This is a genomic window from Halorubrum sp. DM2 (genome assembly GCF_901686465.1).
Taxonomy (GTDB): domain Archaea; phylum Halobacteriota; class Halobacteria; order Halobacteriales; family Haloferacaceae; genus Halorubrum.
The window spans coordinates 360,364-374,906 of sequence record NZ_LR594487.1 but is presented as its reverse complement, the minus strand read 5'-3'; the positions used below and the strand labels follow the sequence as shown (position 1 = coordinate 374,906).

General features: G+C 67.6%; 18 protein-coding genes and 1 tRNA gene. 9 read left to right on the top strand and 10 right to left on the bottom strand.

Annotated features, from left to right (window positions below; all coding sequences use genetic code 11):
- Positions 1–3 precede the first annotated feature (3 nt).
- On the top strand, positions 4–915 hold the full coding sequence (locus QOL69_RS01955) for a hypothetical protein (RefSeq protein ID WP_283401831.1): 912 nt from the start codon (positions 4–6) through the stop codon (positions 913–915).
- Between the two features lie 120 nt (positions 916–1,035).
- On the opposite strand, the gene QOL69_RS01950 is transcribed toward QOL69_RS01955, so the two are convergent.
- From QOL69_RS01950 to QOL69_RS01940, 3 genes are read right to left on the bottom strand one after another with little or no spacing between them, the layout of a single operon-like run.
- The gene (locus tag QOL69_RS01950) at positions 1,036–1,962 is read right to left on the bottom strand and encodes an MOSC domain-containing protein (RefSeq protein WP_283401830.1); all 927 of its coding nucleotides are present in this window, start codon (positions 1,960–1,962) and stop codon (positions 1,036–1,038) included.
- 55 nt (positions 1,963–2,017) lie between these two features.
- The gene (locus QOL69_RS01945; RefSeq protein WP_283401829.1) at positions 2,018–2,653 is read right to left on the bottom strand and encodes an IS6 family transposase; all 636 of its coding nucleotides are present in this window, start codon (positions 2,651–2,653) and stop codon (positions 2,018–2,020) included.
- 55 nt (positions 2,654–2,708) lie between these two features.
- Entirely contained in the window at positions 2,709–3,581 is an 873-nt protein-coding gene (locus QOL69_RS01940; protein ID WP_283401828.1) for a hypothetical protein, read from the bottom strand.
- Between the two features lie 105 nt (positions 3,582–3,686).
- Here QOL69_RS01940 and QOL69_RS01935 point away from each other — a divergent pair, with 105 nt between their 5' ends.
- The 3 genes from QOL69_RS01935 to QOL69_RS01925 all read left to right on the top strand — a co-directional run bounded on the left by QOL69_RS01935 (position 3,687) and on the right by QOL69_RS01925 (position 4,813).
- Positions 3,687–4,082, top strand: a complete 396-nt coding sequence (locus tag QOL69_RS01935; RefSeq protein ID WP_048078311.1) for a CopG family ribbon-helix-helix protein — start codon at positions 3,687–3,689, stop codon at positions 4,080–4,082.
- A gap of 148 nt (positions 4,083–4,230) precedes the next feature.
- A complete protein-coding gene (locus tag QOL69_RS01930; protein WP_048078312.1) occupies positions 4,231–4,467 on the top strand; it encodes a hypothetical protein in 237 nt (78 codons plus the stop codon).
- Positions 4,460–4,813: a type II toxin-antitoxin system PemK/MazF family toxin gene (locus QOL69_RS01925; RefSeq protein ID WP_283401827.1), complete on the top strand. Its 354-nt coding sequence runs from the start codon at positions 4,460–4,462 to the stop codon at positions 4,811–4,813. The genes QOL69_RS01930 and QOL69_RS01925 overlap by 8 nt, the downstream gene beginning before the upstream one ends.
- A 1-nt stretch (position 4,814) precedes the next feature.
- Here QOL69_RS01925 and QOL69_RS01920 read toward each other — a convergent pair whose 3' ends face one another.
- The 5 genes from QOL69_RS01920 to QOL69_RS01900 all read right to left on the bottom strand — a co-directional run bounded on the left by QOL69_RS01920 (position 4,815) and on the right by QOL69_RS01900 (position 8,568).
- Positions 4,815–5,108 (bottom strand): chorismate mutase, encoded by a 294-nt coding sequence (locus QOL69_RS01920; protein WP_048078314.1) that lies wholly within the window; start codon positions 5,106–5,108, stop codon positions 4,815–4,817.
- A 7-nt stretch (positions 5,109–5,115) separates the two neighbouring features.
- Positions 5,116–6,009 carry a shikimate kinase gene (locus QOL69_RS01915; protein WP_283401826.1) on the bottom strand — a complete coding sequence of 298 codons (894 nt, stop codon included), beginning with the start codon at positions 6,007–6,009 and terminating at the stop codon, positions 5,116–5,118.
- Between the two features lie 89 nt (positions 6,010–6,098).
- Positions 6,099–6,746 carry a hypothetical protein gene (locus tag QOL69_RS01910; RefSeq protein WP_283401825.1) on the bottom strand — a complete coding sequence of 216 codons (648 nt, stop codon included), beginning with the start codon at positions 6,744–6,746 and terminating at the stop codon, positions 6,099–6,101.
- On the bottom strand, positions 6,743–7,204 hold the full coding sequence (locus tag QOL69_RS01905) for a hypothetical protein (protein ID WP_283401824.1): 462 nt from the start codon (positions 7,202–7,204) through the stop codon (positions 6,743–6,745). The genes QOL69_RS01910 and QOL69_RS01905 overlap by 4 nt, the downstream gene beginning before the upstream one ends.
- The gene (locus tag QOL69_RS01900; RefSeq protein WP_283401823.1) at positions 7,201–8,568 is read right to left on the bottom strand and encodes a hypothetical protein; all 1,368 of its coding nucleotides are present in this window, start codon (positions 8,566–8,568) and stop codon (positions 7,201–7,203) included. Before QOL69_RS01900 ends, QOL69_RS01905 begins: the two co-directional genes overlap by 4 nt.
- Before the next feature lie 180 nt (positions 8,569–8,748).
- Between QOL69_RS01900 and QOL69_RS01895 the strand changes: the two genes are divergently transcribed.
- From QOL69_RS01895 to QOL69_RS01880, 4 genes are all read left to right on the top strand, one after another.
- Positions 8,749–9,207, top strand: a complete 459-nt coding sequence (locus QOL69_RS01895) for a DUF5796 family protein (protein WP_283401822.1) — start codon at positions 8,749–8,751, stop codon at positions 9,205–9,207.
- Positions 9,208–9,232: 25 nt separating this feature from the next.
- Positions 9,233–9,472: a DUF7508 domain-containing protein gene (locus QOL69_RS01890; protein WP_283401821.1), complete on the top strand. Its 240-nt coding sequence runs from the start codon at positions 9,233–9,235 to the stop codon at positions 9,470–9,472.
- Between the two features lie 92 nt (positions 9,473–9,564).
- Positions 9,565–9,942 carry a ferredoxin gene (locus tag QOL69_RS01885; protein ID WP_283401820.1) on the top strand — a complete coding sequence of 126 codons (378 nt, stop codon included), beginning with the start codon at positions 9,565–9,567 and terminating at the stop codon, positions 9,940–9,942.
- Positions 9,943–10,000: 58 nt separating this feature from the next.
- Positions 10,001–10,085: transfer RNA gene (locus tag QOL69_RS01880), tRNA-Leu, on the top strand.
- 134 nt (positions 10,086–10,219) lie between these two features.
- Here QOL69_RS01880 and QOL69_RS01875 read toward each other — a convergent pair.
- Both QOL69_RS01875 and QOL69_RS01870 read right to left on the bottom strand, forming a co-directional pair.
- Positions 10,220–10,627 carry a hypothetical protein gene (locus QOL69_RS01875; RefSeq protein ID WP_048078316.1) on the bottom strand — a complete coding sequence of 136 codons (408 nt, stop codon included), beginning with the start codon at positions 10,625–10,627 and terminating at the stop codon, positions 10,220–10,222.
- A gap of 545 nt (positions 10,628–11,172) precedes the next feature.
- On the bottom strand, positions 11,173–11,619 hold the full coding sequence (locus QOL69_RS01870) for a MoaD/ThiS family protein (RefSeq protein ID WP_048078317.1): 447 nt from the start codon (positions 11,617–11,619) through the stop codon (positions 11,173–11,175).
- A 242-nt stretch (positions 11,620–11,861) separates the two neighbouring features.
- Between QOL69_RS01870 and QOL69_RS01865 the strand changes: the two genes are divergently transcribed.
- Positions 11,862–14,150, top strand: a complete 2,289-nt coding sequence (locus QOL69_RS01865) for a nitric-oxide reductase large subunit (protein ID WP_283401819.1) — start codon at positions 11,862–11,864, stop codon at positions 14,148–14,150.
- Positions 14,151–14,543 lie beyond the last annotated feature (393 nt).

The following is a 14,543-nucleotide window of genomic DNA, read 5'->3' as shown; positions in this document are numbered from 1 at the left end:
CTCATGTCAGACGGTGACCACCGCGGCGGCGAGACGCCGCTCGACGCCGTGGTCCGCGAACGAGGCATCGGCTCGCCCGAGGAGGCGGGGGGCTCGCCCGGGGGTGAGACGGCCGCGACCGACGCCGGCGAGTCGGGGCCGCGGACGGCGCGCGTCCCGGAGACCCACGACCACGACACGTTCTCCGTCGACGGGATCGACACCGACCGCCGCGAGGGGCTCTTGGAGGCGGTCCTCCGCGACGTCGACGGCGTCAGCGACGCCTCGGCGACGCGGCGCAACGGGACGGTGGGTGTCCACCACGACCCGTCGCTGTCCCGCGGCGCGCTCCGCGAGCTGCTCGAAGAGTGCGGACTCGTCGTCGCGTCCGGTGACAATGCGTTCGAGGCGCGGCGCGCCTCGCAGTTCGCGTCGGCCCGCGTCGCGGTCGCGGTCCTGTTCGGCCTGATGGTCGCGACACCGTACATCGCGGTGCTGTACCCGACTCGCGTCGAGTGGCTGTTCTACGACCCCCTGACGGTCCAGTACCTCCAGTCGATCCTCGACTCGCAGATGACGACGCACTTCTTCATCAACCTCGGCGCGCTCTCCGGGATCGCGTTCCTCGTCGCCTGCGGGCCCGTCATCCGCCGCGCGGCCGCGGCGGTGCGCGACGGTCGCTTCACCAACGAGACCGCGTTTGTTGGGAGCGTCGTCGCCCTCTACAGCTACAGCACGCTGGCCGCGTTCACCGGCTTCGGCGGCGCGGTCCACTACGACCTGGTCGCGTACGCGGTCGTCGTCGCGACGCTGTGGACGCAGTTCGGCGTCACGGACACCGCAGTCGACCCCGCGACGAGCGGCGAGACCGCGGCGGAGGAGGCCCCGAACGCCGAGAACGACGAGCCGGTCGCGATGACCGACGGCGGTCGCTGAGCGGTTTCAGACCTGTAGCGGTCGCTGACGCAGTTGCGGACCTGCGGCGGTCGCGGCGCGGCACGTCGCTTTCTTTCCCGCTTTTGCCACCCGACCCACCGAGTTGCGACGCTCCGGCGATCACTCGGCGGTCGGTTCGCTCTCACTGCCGGTCGACTCGCGCCCGTCGATCGGCGTCTCGTTCTCGTCGACCGCGACGACGCCCTCGACGGCCACCTCGTCGCCGACGGCGAGGGTGTCCCCCCACGAGCGCTCCTCCACGACGGTGTTGACCATCAGCCGGAAGTCGTGGTCGAATCGGTCGCTCTCCGTCCACTCCGGGAGCGTCTCGCGGCGGCGGCAAAGGAACGTCTCGCGGAACCCCTCGATTTCGACGCCCGTGTCCGGATTGCGGGAGGGGACGACGCAGCGCTGACACGGGTTGACGCCGACCAGCTCGGTGTCGCCGACCGCGACGCGGACCCCCTCGTCGTGGTCGGCGAACAGTCGGTCCTCGAAGAACGCGGGGCAGTCGTCCAACACCACGTTTGGCCGGAGTCGCCGCCGCATCTCAGTCGCGTCCGCGATGTCGTCGAACCACGACGCGACCGTCTCCAGCGTCGCCCGCGAGACGACGGTCGGGCCGTGCGCGGCGCGGTCGTCGGGGAAGCCGCCGTCGGGGTCGCGGACGAGGTCGACGGCGTAGCCGAGGTACTCGCCGCCCCAGTCGGTCAGCGCGTCGCCGTCGTCGGGGAGCGTGAACGTGCGCTCGTCCGCGGGGGCGCGTTCCGTCTCCGGGCGCGAGAGCGTCACCGCGGTCGGCGTGGCGTCCGTCGGTCCCGCGAGGTCGTACTCGGCGCGGAGCCCGTGGATCGCCGGCTCGCTCTTCCCGTTCACGTAGCCGCCGCCACCGCCCACCGAGGCCGTCTCGGGGTCGACGCCGGCCTCGACGAGGGCGTACGAGCGGTCGCCGCGGAGCGCGCCCGCGGGACCGATCGCGGCGCGGTCGACGGCGACGCCGTCACAGGACTTCAGCGGGTAGGCGACGAGTTCGGCGACGCGTGTCATGGCGGGCGTTCGACGGGGCGAACAAAAAGCGATCGGCCGTCTCAGAAGGTAGTGTTCAGATAAGCTGATTCCATGCGAAGGCGAAGGATCTGAGCCACTCGTTTGCTGTTTCTGCTTCGGCGTTGCTGAAACAGTTTGAGAAACTGGTAGTTCTGCGTTTTACCTCACGAAAAACACGTTCGACGCTGTTCCGATTTCCATGTCGTTCGTATCTAAAATCGAGGCCGTGTTTGCGACAGGCTCGCTGAAGTGGAGCCGCGCCATCAACGAGAAAGATCGCGTCATCTACATCGTGTTTTTCGCGAAGTTCCGCGAAAAACCGATCTGCGATCGCGTTATTTCTCGTCGGCTCAAGCCGTGTGTGTAGTAAATCGTTCGAATCAGGGTCGACAGCAGCGTACAGCCAATATTGTTCATTATCGAGTTGAATCACTGTCTCATCAACCGCGACGTGATTCGGGCTCCGGCCAGTTTCTGGCTGTAGATCGGCTTTGTGAACCCAATTATGAACGGTCGATCGAACTCGATCAACACCGAATACCTCAAGAAACGAAACAGTATTCGAAAGCGATAGTCCAGACAAATGGAGCTGAATACTGAGCTTCATCAACAGCCTCGGTGTTGCTTCTCGCTCCACAAACTCTAAGTTGATCTCGTCTAAACAGCCGCTGAGGCGGTCGTTTTCTGGCATAGAACACTTTGAAAACGCACCGCCTCACTTTCAAACCTTATCTGAACACCGCCTCTCAGAACACGCCGACGATGAAGCCGATTCCCATGACGACGAGGACCGCCGCGGAGAACGCCGGGAGATACGGCGTGTACCGCTCGACCCGTTCTCGCGACCGGTGATAGCCCGCGATCAGGAGCATCGTCAGTCCGACGATGCCCGCGATCACCGTGAGCGCGTAGGCGCTCATCAGTTCGAGACAGTAGTTCGACCCGGCACAGAGCGCGATGATTTCGAACTCCTCCTCGTGGGCGAACCCGAGGACGAAGGCGAACCACGCGATGCCGAGGAGTCCCCGGTCGGTTCCCTCCTCGAAGTCGTCGTGCGAGTGTGAGTGCCCGCCACCGCCGACGAACGGGAGAAATCCTCGCAGTCGGGAGCCGAGTCCGCCGTCGTCGTGGTCGTCGGACTCGCCGTGAGTGCCGTGACTGTGGCCGTGGTGTCCGCCCGAACCGTGGTTGTGGTGATCGTCCGAACCGCGGTCGTGATGGTCGACCGAATCGTGATCGTGATGATCGTGCGCATCGTCGGAAGCCCCGTGAGAGTGGCCGTGGACGTACTCGCGGACCCCGAGTCCGATGAGCAGGAAGCCGGCGACGAGGCTGACCGGGCCGCCGATCCGGACGTCACCGAGTACCGTGATCGGCTCGTTGACCTGCGTGAGATCGAAGTAGCCCTTCGCGTAGAAGAACGCGCCCACCATCGCGATGCTGCTGACGAGGTGCCCGACGCCGATGATGAGACTCGCCGCGAACCCGTAGACCCACTTGTTGGTCTGGTCGAGCGCGTACGAGGCGGCGACCGGCCAGCCGTGGCCCGGTTCGATACCGTGGACCGCACCGAGGAGAACCGCACCCGCGAGCGGGCCGAGCAGTTCGCCTGAGAACATCGTTCGCGTGGGACTCGAAACCGACCGGTTTTACCGGTTGTTACTACCGAACCGGGGGGATCGTCATAACGAGGTTCTTGTGTCCGCGGCGTCCACCACGAGACCGTGAGAACAAGTTTCAACATCCCCGACGAGGTCGTCGCGGAGTTCGATCGGGTGTGGCGCGACGAGGGGATCGAGAACCGGTCGCGGGCGGTCCGAGAGGCGATGTCGGAGTACATCGAGTCGCACTCCCGGCTCGAAGACACCGCCGGCGAGGTCGTCGCGCTCGTCGGCTTCGACTACCGCCACCACGACGTCATCCGGGAGCTTCACGGCGTCCAGCACGCGTACCAAGACGTGATCCTCAACACGAGCCACACGCATCAAGGGGAGTGGTGTCTCGAATCGCTGTTCTGTCGCGGGGCCGCCGAGCGCGTCCGCGAGCTGACCTACCGGCTTCGGGACTTCGACGCCGTTCGCCGGGTGAAGGTCATGATGATCCGCGACGGCGTCGAGTAGCCGCTCGGATCGTCGTATTTGGTCGCCAAACGTTCCTATTTCGGCCCGTTCGAGCGGCTAACATTGATAATACACACTACAATCTTCGGGGAACACCGTGGGTAATAGTGGGCAACACATATCAGCCGTTGGTCCGTACCGTGTGTTTATGAAAGTAGACGCAACGGACCTCAAAACGAACGAGACGGACGACCGGGGCCGAGTGTATCTCGGGACCGAGTACGCGAACAAGCGCGTAACCGTCGCCGTCGTTGAGGTAGAGTCTGATCGGCCAGACGACGACGAGCTGGCTGCCGCCTATCGAGACGCTTCCGAGAGCGCGGCGGCGCTCACCGAGGAGTGGAGCGAGATGTCTGACGAGGCGTGGGAAAGCCTCGATGAGTGACGATACGGACGTGCGACGAGGTGATGTGGTTATCGTTCGGTTTGATCCGGCTGAAGGCCACGAGATGAAGAAGACGCGGCCGGCCGTGGTCGTTCAAAACGACATCGGAAACCGAAACTCCAGTACGACTATCGTCGCGCCCGCCACGGGAACCTACCGCGAGTATCCGTTCGAAGTGTTCGTCGAGGCAGACGGATCGCCGTTCGAAAAGGATTCCTCAGTCCGATTAGACCAGATTCGAACCGTCTCGGTCCCGAAACGGATTCACACGGTCGTCGGTTCACTCGACGGACCCACGATGGCCGAGGTCGACGAGGCCCTGAATCTGAGTCTCGACCTCGACTGAGCTACCGGCTCTCCCGCTGTTCGACCTTGTTCAACTCGATCAGCAGCCGGAAAATCGCTTTCACGAGGTTGGCGTCCACGTCGAACTGCTCGGCGTTCTCGCCCGCCCGCTCCATCACGCGCTCCTCTTGGCCCTCGTCGGTGGTCGGGAGGTCGCGCTCCTCCTTCACGGCCGCGACCGTGTCGGCGACGTAGGTCCGTCGGGCGATCAGTTCCACGATCTCGCGGTCGATGTCCTCGATCTCGCGTCGCAGTTCGTCGAGGCTCCGGTTCTCGGTGTTGGGTGTGTCGCTCATTGGTAGGTCACTCGACGGCCGCGCCGTCGTTTCTCGTCGTCGTCCGCCGCAGCGTTCCGGGGCGGTCGCGCCACGCGTCGGCGACCGCGTCGAGGTCGGTCTCGGGGTCGTCGGGGTCCGCGACGGCGACGACGCTCGGCCCGGTGCCCGACAGCGACACCGCCGTCGCGTGGGGCATCGCCTCGACCGCGGGGTCGGCGTCGAAGCCGAGCGCGGCCGAGAAGGCCAGCCCGTTCACCGTCATCGCCTCGCCGTACCGGCCGTCGAGCGCGAGGTCGGCCACGAGGTCGGCCATCGGGGCCACCGCCTCGCAGCGCGCCACGTCGGCGTCCGCGCTGTACGCCCGCTCCGGCGGCGTCCAGACCAGCACGTCCCAGTCGACGGGCTCGCGGACGCGCAGTTCGTCGGCGTCGTTGTCGGTGACGGTGACGCCGCCGAGCATCGACGCCGTCGCGTCGTCGAACGCGCCGGTGACGGTGACGCCCGCCTCGCGGGCCGCGCGCACACCGAGCCGGCACGCCGCAAGCCGGGTCACGTCGACCGCGGGGTCGTCCGGGTCGTCGCCGACTGCCAGCCCGAGCGCGTCGCAGGTCGCGAGGACGGTCGCGTTGGCGGCCGCGCTGGAGCTTTTCAGCCCCGCCGCCAGCGGCACGTCGCTGTCGGTCCGGACGGTTCCGCCCTCGCCGTCGCCCCAGCGCTCGGTCGCGAGCGCGACGCAGCGCTCGATAAGGTCGGTGTCGGCGTCGGCGTCCTCGGCGATCGCTCCCTCGACGCGGTCGGCCGCGGGGTCGAGTTCGACGGTCGCGCGCGTCTCGACGTCGATCCCGAACGCCGCGCCCGTGCCGGTCGCGAGCGCGTTCAACACGGTTCCGGCACCGAGTGCCGCCGCCCGTCCCTCCATGGATCCACGGCTCGCGAGCGCGGACAAAGAGGTAGCGATCACGGCGAGACTCTCGGCCGGCGGTCGCGGAGCGTCCGGAGACGAGCCGGTCAGAGCGGTTCTGCCCGTCGTACCGCCGCGTCGACCGCGTAGCGGTCGGGGTCAGGTCGGGCGTTGCTGCGCCGACTCGGGAACGTGATCTCGACCGGGAACCGCCGGGATCGAGAGCCGTCGAACCGGTCGTCCGACGTGAACCGCTCGGTGACGTACTCGAATCCGACGGCCTCGCGCTCGTCGGACCCGGCCGGCGTCGCGTACGCGTCGACCCGGAGTTCAACCGTTCCGTACTCGAACCGACCCGCGTTCTCGACGGTCAGGCGCGCCTCGACCGTCGTCCGCCCGCCGCTCCTGACCACGTCCAAAACCGCCGCGTCGGTGACGATCAGTCCCGATCCGTCGGGGCCGACCTCGTCCGGCGTGGTCTCGTCGGCGTCGTCGCTTCCGCCGTCGCCGTCCGATCCGTCGTCTCCTCCGTCGGAGCCGTCGTTCCCGCCGTCCCCGTCGTCCGTCTGTCCGGCGGTATCGCCGTCGACGGCCTCCTCCTCGGAGGTCACGAGACAGCCGGCGAGCAGCCCGGCGGCACCGACGGCGAGGACGCCCCGCCGCGACGCGCGTCGGAGGGAGCGGTCGGCGTCGGCGCGACCGGTCGGTTCCGGGTCGCGACGGTCGTTCGATTCCGCGTCGGCGTCGCGGGTCATCGCATCACCGTCCCCAGGACGCCGGTCGACGCGCCGACGGCCCCGGACACGAACGCGGTCGCAAGCGTCGGCAGGAGCGCGTCGGCGATCCCGTGCGCCTGCGCGGCGGCGTCCCCCTGCGAGACGACGATCACCGTGACCGCCACCAGCCCGTAGGCGAGCGCGCCGAGACCGGTCCCCAGCCCGCAGGTCGACGCCGCGGAGACGACGCCTCTGGCCCGGGACCCGACGAGGACGCCGACGACGCCCGCCAGCGGGACCGCACCGACGAGGACCGTCGCGGTCGCGGCGAGGTACGACTGCGCGACGAACACCGGGCCGAACCGCGCCGTCTCGCCGGTCGCGGCGGTCGCCAGCGACGCCTCGGCCCACCCCGTCGCGGCCGCGCCGACGATGCCGACGCCGGCACCGACGAGCGCGAACACCGCGGCCACCAGCCCGATCTCGTTCGCGTTCACGCGCCGGTCACCCACCCGTCCCGTAGCCTGCCGTGCCAGCCGGTCCGCTCCTCCCACGCGTCGCCGGAGAACCCGGTCGCGAGCAGGAACTCGCCGGCCCGGACGACGTAGCCGTACTGGACGCCGGCGTGCTCGTCGAAGCCGTACCGCTCGCCTTCCGCCTCGCGGTGGTAGAAGCGGTGCCACGCGGTCGGCCCGGCGTCGGCCGCGGTCTCCCCGTCGGTCGCCGTGCCGTTGTCGGCGTCGGTCCCGTTCCCGGTCGCCGAGCTGTTCCCGCTGAAGTCGGAGCCGGCGAGCGTCGCCTCGGGGTCGATTGCGGCGCGGCCCTCGGTCGCCCCCGCGTCGAGGGCCGTCGAGAGCCGGGCCGCGGCGGTCTCGGCGTCGGGATACCGCTGGACGTGGACCGGGACGCCGTCGAGTTCGTCGGCCCAACCCCGGAACGGGTCTCGCCGTCGGGTCCCGACCGGCGGCCGGTCCGCGAACGAGACGAACAGCTCCTCGACGCGGTCCGCCGGCCGCGGGATCGGCCCGAGCCGGGCGCGCAGTTCGCGCCGGCGCTCGGGACCGAACGCGTCGCCGTAGATGGTCGGGACCCGATCGCGGTCGAGTTCGTCGTCGTACGGCCGGTGCGCAAACGTCGAGAAGCCGCGGCTCGCGACGGCGAGTTCGACGAGCGCTCCGCCCGTGACCCGACCGCGCTCGGGGTCGTCCGGCGGGAGCGGTGCCAGCAGTCGGCGGAACAGCCGGTTGTGGATCGGGTCCCGGGAGAACGCCGATTTGACGTAGATGTCGGTCCCGATGCTCTTGAGTCCGCGGCGCATCCGGTCGAGTTCTTCGAGGGCGCGGTCGACGTCGTTCCGGGGTTCGACCGTGCGCAACTCCTCGACGTGGGGGTCGACCCGCTCGCGGATCCGCGGACCGGGCGAGAAATGGGGTTCGAGCGCCTCGGCCGCGCGATCGACGGCGGCCTCGCCGGCGGCCGCGACCGCGTCCACCTGCTCGCTCGTGATCGCCGCCTCCTCGTCGACGGTCGCGCGGACCGAATCGACGGTCGAGACCGCCGCGGCGACCGCGTCGCGGTAGGTCGCGACCGCGTCCGGGTACTCGGTCGCGAACCACACCGCGTCGTCGACGACCGCGCGCGTCGCCGCCGCCAGCTCGGGATTGAGCGTCGGGGCCTCGTCGTCGGCGTCCGCCGGCTCGTCGGGAGGGCCGTCTTCGGACGGGTCGTCGCCGGGAGGGCCGGCGTCGCCCGGCGCGTCGGGGGGAGCGTCGGGGTACTCGACGCCCTCGACGCCGAGACACCCGGCGGTCCCGACGAGGGCGGCACCGACGCCCAGAAGCGTCCGTCGCGTCCGTTCCATGGTACGCACTCCCCGCGGCAAGAACTTAAATGTGGCACGCCGATTCTCGCGGCTGACAGCGCCACGGCGACGGCGATCGCCCCCCCTCGAAAACGGGCCAATTCCGGAACCGGCCGACCGGTTCGTCCGGCGCGAGCCCCGAGCGCGGTCCTTTTGAGGCCGGCACCCCGAGCGACGCGTATGTCCGCGCCAACGCGCAGCGACGTGCCGCCCACGTCGATCGGCGTCGACCTCCGCGAGGAGGGCGTCGTCGTCGAGTACCTCGACGGGCGGACGACCCTCTACCGGGGCGTCCCCGAGTCCGCCGAGGGGTCGGTGACCGCAGGTCCCGGCAAGGAGACCCACGTCCTCGTCACCGACCCCACGGAGACCGAGGGCGTGATGACGTACGTGAACGACTACAAGACCGACGACGAGATCCTCGAAGACTCCGGCGTCGGCCGCGTCATCGTCGAGGACGGCGAGCGCGACGAGGTGTTCCCCGGCGTGATCGTCGGTCGCGAGGGACAGCGCAACGAGGTCGTGGCCGACCCAGAGATCGCCGGCGGGCGGGTGTTCGTCTTCGTCGAGGACGGCTGGACCGAGGGAAGCTACGAGATCGTCGAGGGGCCGGCGGACGGCCTCGACGCGCACCGGTGATCGCCGTGGCGCGGAGCCGCCGCCGATGAGCCTCGCGAAACCGTGGCGGGACCTCGACCGCTCGACGGTCGGGAGCGCGCCGGACCGCTACGCGCTGTACGAGCTCGGCGACGCCGACGGCGACACGGTCGGGTTCGGCACGGGGATCCTCCGCGACGAACTGAAGGAGTCGCTCGCGTACGGCGACGCCGCGAAAGTCCGCTGGGAGCTCGCGGAGTCGGCCGACCACGCCGAGCGGCTGCTCGCGGACCACGTCGAGGAGTAGCCCGCGGACCGCGCGGCCGTGACCGATTCTCTCCGTTCGAGCGCGCGGGAACGACCGACAGACGAAAGTCCCGCGGCCGCCGAGGGAGCGACATGAGCGACGAGGCGGAGACCGACGGCGAGGAGGCCGCGACCGACGGCGGCGACGAGGTGCTTCGCGCGAGCGACCTCGGCGGCGAGGGGCCGCCGATCGACGAGAAGCCCTACAAGATCGTCTTCGAGGCGAACAAGTGCTTCGGGGCGGGGAAGTGCGCCGAGGTCGCGGACAACTGGGTGATGGACGTGGTGAGCGGGATGGCGAAGCCGGAGACGTACTACATCGGGGAAGACGATCTGGACGAGAACGTCCGCGCGGCCGAGGCGTGCCCCGCGAAGAAGGAGGCAGGTGTGATCCACGTCGTCGACCGCCGAACGGACGAGGAGATCGCGCCGGATCCGCACGGCGACGGGACGCTCTCGGTCGACTGGTAGGGCGTCCGGCCCGGTGTTCCGAAAGGGGTTTGACTCCGCCGCCGGAAGCGGTATCCGCGCGGGGGTGGCTGAGCCTGGCCAAAAGCGGCGGACTTAAGATCCGCTCCTGTAGAGGTTCGAGGGTTCGAATCCCTTCCCCCGCATCGCTGTCGCGAGCACATCGCGAGCGACAGCGTTCGGACGAGAAGGGATTCGAAGCAGGGAACGGAGCGAGCGCAGCGAGCGGAGTGACTGAGGTTCGAATCCCTTCCCCCGCACGCCCGGACCGCCGTTCCGGTCAGCACTCGGTGTCCGCGACCTGAGCCAGCTGCGGGCGCTCGTCGGTGGGATGCTCATACCAGAATTTGAACCGGAGACAGTAGTCCTCGTCGAGGTCGCCGACGCCGAGGATGTCGGCGCTCTCCGCGAAGTTCTCGACCGCTCCGTGTAACGCGACCGGAGACACGTCTTCGTCCGGCGTGATCGTCACTCGCTCGTTGACGCCCGCATTGGTGCGGTGTGACTGCCAGTCCAGCATCCCGGATTCAGTTTCGAGCGCGAGGTGGAAGGTCCGTGCCTGATCGCCCGTGTTCGTGAGCTCGACGGTCACTTTTCCGAGCGATCCGTCGGACGCGAACGGACCCGCACAGCCGGCGAGACCCGACAGTACGGCGGTCGTACCGAGGAGGGCTTGTCGGCGTCGCACGGCTCAAGCCACGCGTAGCGCCTGTAAATACGTTACCCGTACTGAGCGGTTCGGAGAGTGACTGCTACACTCCCAGACGAGAGACGTGGAGCTGACCGACATCGTTCCGAATAGTGACCACAGGAAGTATTTATACGAGGTACTCGAACGCGTTATATATGTATGACCCCGGTGGCGCTATGGGCGATTCCCCTCCAGGTTCCCTACAACCCTCGGGCGACGACTCGACTGGGTCAAGCTGGTGGGACGTGGTCTGGTTCCTCCTTCCGATCCTGGTCTTCGTCATCCTGCTCGTCGCGATGGCCTTCCTAGCCTCCTGAGCGCCGGCCGTTTCGGACCGTCGGTGATCGAGGCCACAGATAGTACAGGCGCGACTATCACTGTGTAGTTCGAGAAGAAGTACAGCTACTACACGGAACGATGGGCAGGTCGTCTGTACTAACCGATTCCCGGAGAACACTACACTAGATCGTCCGCAGCGACGTACTCCGACAAGGTCCCCGTCAGCTACGCGGCCGAGCGCGAGGTCGACGACGACGCTCGGCTCAACAGCAGAACATGAACGGGTAGACCAGCGCGACCCGATCGCCCTCTTCCAGTTCCGTGTCGAAGCCGTTCTCGTTCTCGTTGAAGTGGCCGTTCACGAGGATCCGGGCGTACGCGATGGTCTGTTCGCCGACCGGATTCTTCGACCACGTGCCGGGTAGCTCCTCCGGCGTCGGGGCCCACCCGCTGTGGGTGGCATCGGACTCGGACTCCGCGATCAGCATGTCCTGGAGTTCGGGGTAATCCTCGAACAGTTCGTCGAGGAACGCGCGGAGCGTGTCGCCCTCGAAGGTGTACTCGAACTCGTACTCCCCGAGTTCCGTGCGCACGTGGCCGGTACACCGGACCGAGACGGTCGTCTCCGCCTCGGTCGCGGTCGCCCCCGCCTCTCCCGAGACGGACTCCGTTTCGGCCGTCTGCTCGGCCATCTCGCTGGTCTGAGCCATACATACGCGTACGCTCTCGGTCCGGGTAAGCCGGTCTGCGAACATGTTCGCGGCGGTCCGGAGCGACGCGGAGCGGGACCGGTCGGCTCCCGCCGGCGAGCGTGCGGATCTCGTTCGGGGACTCGACGGGGCGCGGTCGAGAGCAACCGAAACCGCCGGACTGCGGCGTGTTCGAGCGTCGGGAATCCGACCGAACATGTTGCCGCTAAACGCATAGGGCGTCTCGGCGGTACACTCGCCCGATGAGGCTCACTCGCAAGACGATCGGGAAGGTCATCGTCGCGGCGTTCCTGTTGAATCTGGTCGTGATGGGAGCCGGGGCGTGGTTCGCGTATCAGGAGGCTCCGCCGATCCCGGACGAGGTCGTCGGTCCCGACGGCGAGACGATCGTGACGGGGGCCGACGTCCAAGACGGGAAGGAGGCGTTCCAGCAGTACGGGCTGATGAACCACGGGTCGATCCTCGGCAACGGGGCGTACTACGGCGAGGACTACACCGCCGAGACGCTGGAGCTGAAGACCCAACACATGCGCGAGTACTACGCCGACGCCGAGTACGGCGCGGCGTACGACGCGCTCGACTCCGGCGAGCAGTCGCGGATCGACGCGCTGGTGCGCGACGAACTCGACACCGCTCACGACGGGAGCGGCGTCGTCGAGTACTCCGCCGCGGAGGCGTACGCCCACGAGCAGGTGCGCGAGACGTACGTCGAGCGCTACCACGAGGGCGACCACGACCGCGGCGTCCCGGTCGGGATGATCGACTCGACCGAGGAGGCCGAGTCGTTCGCCGACTTCGCGCTGTGGACGGCGTGGTTCTCGCACACCGACCGGCCGAACGCCGACCACTCGTACACCAACGAGTGGCCCTACCAGCCGGGGGCCGGCAACGACGCGACCGGCTCCGCGATGATCTGGAGCGTGATCGCGATGGTGCTGCTCGTCGGTGCCGCCGGCGCGGCGATCCTGCTGTACAAGTCGGTGAAGCTCCCCGAGCCGTCCGCGGAGGGGATCTCGGTCCCGAAGCCGGGCGACGTGAGCGTCTTCCCGAGCCAGCGCGCCGCGCTCCGATTTGTTCCCATCGCCGCGGGACTGTTCCTCGCGCAGGTGTTGCTTGGCGGCCTGCTGGCGCACTTCTACATCGAACGGGCCGGGTTCTTCGGGATCGAGCAGATCTTCGGGGTCCACATCCTCCAACTCCTCCCGTTCTCCATCGCGAAGACGTGGCACATCGATCTGGGAATCCTCTGGATCGCGTCGACGTGGCTGGGGGCGGGACTGTTCCTCCCGCCGCTGTTGACGGGTCACGAGCCGAAGCGACAGGGGACGTACGTGAACGTCCTCCTCGGCGCGCTGGTGACCGTCGTGGTCGGCGGGATGGCCGGTATCTGGCTCGGCGCGAACGGCTACCTCCCCGGCGAACTCTGGTGGCTTCTCGGTAACGAGGGCTTGGAGTACCTCGAAGTCGGGAAAGTGTGGCAGTTCGGCCTGCTCGCCGGGTTCGTCCTCTGGGCGGTCCTCGCGATCCGCGGGCTCAAGCCGCTGCTCGACCGCGAGCCGGCCTACGGGCTCGCGCACATGATCCTCTACGCGGGCGGCTCTATCACCCTGCTTTTCGTCGCCGGCTTCATGTTCACGCCGTCGACGAACATCGCCGTCACCGAGTTCTGGCGGTGGTGGGTCGTCCACATGTGGGTCGAGGGCGCGTTCGAGTTCTTCATCGTCGCGATCATCGGGCTGACGCTCGTCTCGATGAACCTGCTCTCGCGCCGCAGCGCGGAGAAGGCGGTGATGCTTCAGGCACTCTTAGTGATGGGGACGGGCGTCATCGGCGTCTCGCACCACTACTGGTGGATCGGGATGCCGGACTACTGGGTGCCGATCGGGAGCGTCTTCTCGACGCTGGAGCTGCTGCCGCTCATCTTCATCCTCTACGAGGCGATCGGGCAGTACCGCGCGATGACGGAGACGAGCGGCTTCCCCTACAAGCTCCCGTTCATGTTCATCGTCGCCAGCGGGATCTGGAACTTCGTCGGGGCCGGCGTCCTCGGCTTCTTCATCAACCTCCCGCTGATCAACTACTACGAACACGGCACGTACCTCACCGTCGGCCACGCCCACGCCGCGATGTTCGGCGCGTTCGGCTTCCTCGCGCTCGGCATGGTCGCGTACATGCTCCAGCTATCGATCGACCCCGACCGCTGGGACGGCTCGTGGCTTCGGGCGTCGTTCTGGTGCTGGAACGTCGGCCTCGCGCTGATGGTCGGGGTCTCGCTGCTCCCGGTCGGTTTCCTCCAGCTCGACGTCGCGTTCACGGAGGGGTACGCCGCCGCGCGCAGCCTCGAGTTCTACAACGGCGGCCTCGTCCAGACGCTGTTCTGGGCGCGGCTCCCGGGCGACACGCTGATCATCATCGGGACCGCCATCTACACCGCCGACCTGATCCGCAAGCGGTTCGTCCTCCGGCAGTCCGAGGACGACCCGTCGGTCGACGACATGGCGGTCGCGGAGGGGATCGTCGGGGACGACTGAGCGGCTCCCTTCCGTTTCGGAATCACTGTTCCCGGTGAAAGAGCGCCGAGTCACGTGTTCCGGCGCGGGTCTGTGCGGAACGGTTTCACAGGTTGCTTGGTACCGACAGAAGACGCACTCGAACACCACGACTTGAGCATCACGTCTATCTACACGGATTTGGCGAGTGGCGACGCCGCAGACATTATTCGAACAGACTCCCCCTCGTTCTAATCGCCGTTCGAACCTATTTCGCGCGCTCAAACCTCTCCGACAAGAACTCCGTTGAGTATGAGGCGCGATGAGACTGTGACAAAGCCACACAATGTCTCGACGCCGTGAGCGCCATCCCTATCCATAACATTTCTTTTACTTACTACTTGGATGAAAATGATCGGAAAACAGTGGTGAGCG

What these genes read in the sequence shown, in the direction of transcription:
- QOL69_RS01865 (WP_283401819.1), top strand. Translation starts at nt 11,862, where the DNA reads ATGAGGCTCACTCGCAAGACGATCGGGAAGGTCATCGTCGCGGCGTTC.
- QOL69_RS01955 (WP_283401831.1), top strand. Translation starts at nt 4, where the DNA reads ATGTCAGACGGTGACCACCGCGGCGGCGAGACGCCGCTCGACGCCGTG.
- QOL69_RS01925 (WP_283401827.1), top strand. Translation starts at nt 4,460, where the DNA reads ATGAGTGACGATACGGACGTGCGACGAGGTGATGTGGTTATCGTTCGG.
- QOL69_RS01870 (WP_048078317.1), bottom strand. Translation starts at nt 11,619, where the DNA reads ATGGCTCAGACCAGCGAGATGGCCGAGCAGACGGCCGAAACGGAGTCC.
- QOL69_RS01950 (WP_283401830.1), bottom strand. Translation starts at nt 1,962, where the DNA reads ATGACACGCGTCGCCGAACTCGTCGCCTACCCGCTGAAGTCCTGTGAC.
- QOL69_RS01920 (WP_048078314.1), bottom strand. Translation starts at nt 5,108, where the DNA reads ATGAGCGACACACCCAACACCGAGAACCGGAGCCTCGACGAACTGCGA.
- QOL69_RS01895 (WP_283401822.1), top strand. Translation starts at nt 8,749, where the DNA reads ATGTCCGCGCCAACGCGCAGCGACGTGCCGCCCACGTCGATCGGCGTC.
- QOL69_RS01885 (WP_283401820.1), top strand. Translation starts at nt 9,565, where the DNA reads ATGAGCGACGAGGCGGAGACCGACGGCGAGGAGGCCGCGACCGACGGC.
- QOL69_RS01910 (WP_283401825.1), bottom strand. Translation starts at nt 6,746, where the DNA reads ATGACCCGCGACGCCGACGCGGAATCGAACGACCGTCGCGACCCGGAA.
- QOL69_RS01900 (WP_283401823.1), bottom strand. Translation starts at nt 8,568, where the DNA reads ATGGAACGGACGCGACGGACGCTTCTGGGCGTCGGTGCCGCCCTCGTC.
- QOL69_RS01945 (WP_283401829.1), bottom strand. Translation starts at nt 2,653, where the DNA reads ATGCCAGAAAACGACCGCCTCAGCGGCTGTTTAGACGAGATCAACTTA.
- QOL69_RS01930 (WP_048078312.1), top strand. Translation starts at nt 4,231, where the DNA reads ATGAAAGTAGACGCAACGGACCTCAAAACGAACGAGACGGACGACCGG.
- QOL69_RS01890 (WP_283401821.1), top strand. Translation starts at nt 9,233, where the DNA reads ATGAGCCTCGCGAAACCGTGGCGGGACCTCGACCGCTCGACGGTCGGG.
- QOL69_RS01940 (WP_283401828.1), bottom strand. Translation starts at nt 3,581, where the DNA reads ATGTTCTCAGGCGAACTGCTCGGCCCGCTCGCGGGTGCGGTTCTCCTC.
- QOL69_RS01915 (WP_283401826.1), bottom strand. Translation starts at nt 6,009, where the DNA reads ATGGAGGGACGGGCGGCGGCACTCGGTGCCGGAACCGTGTTGAACGCG.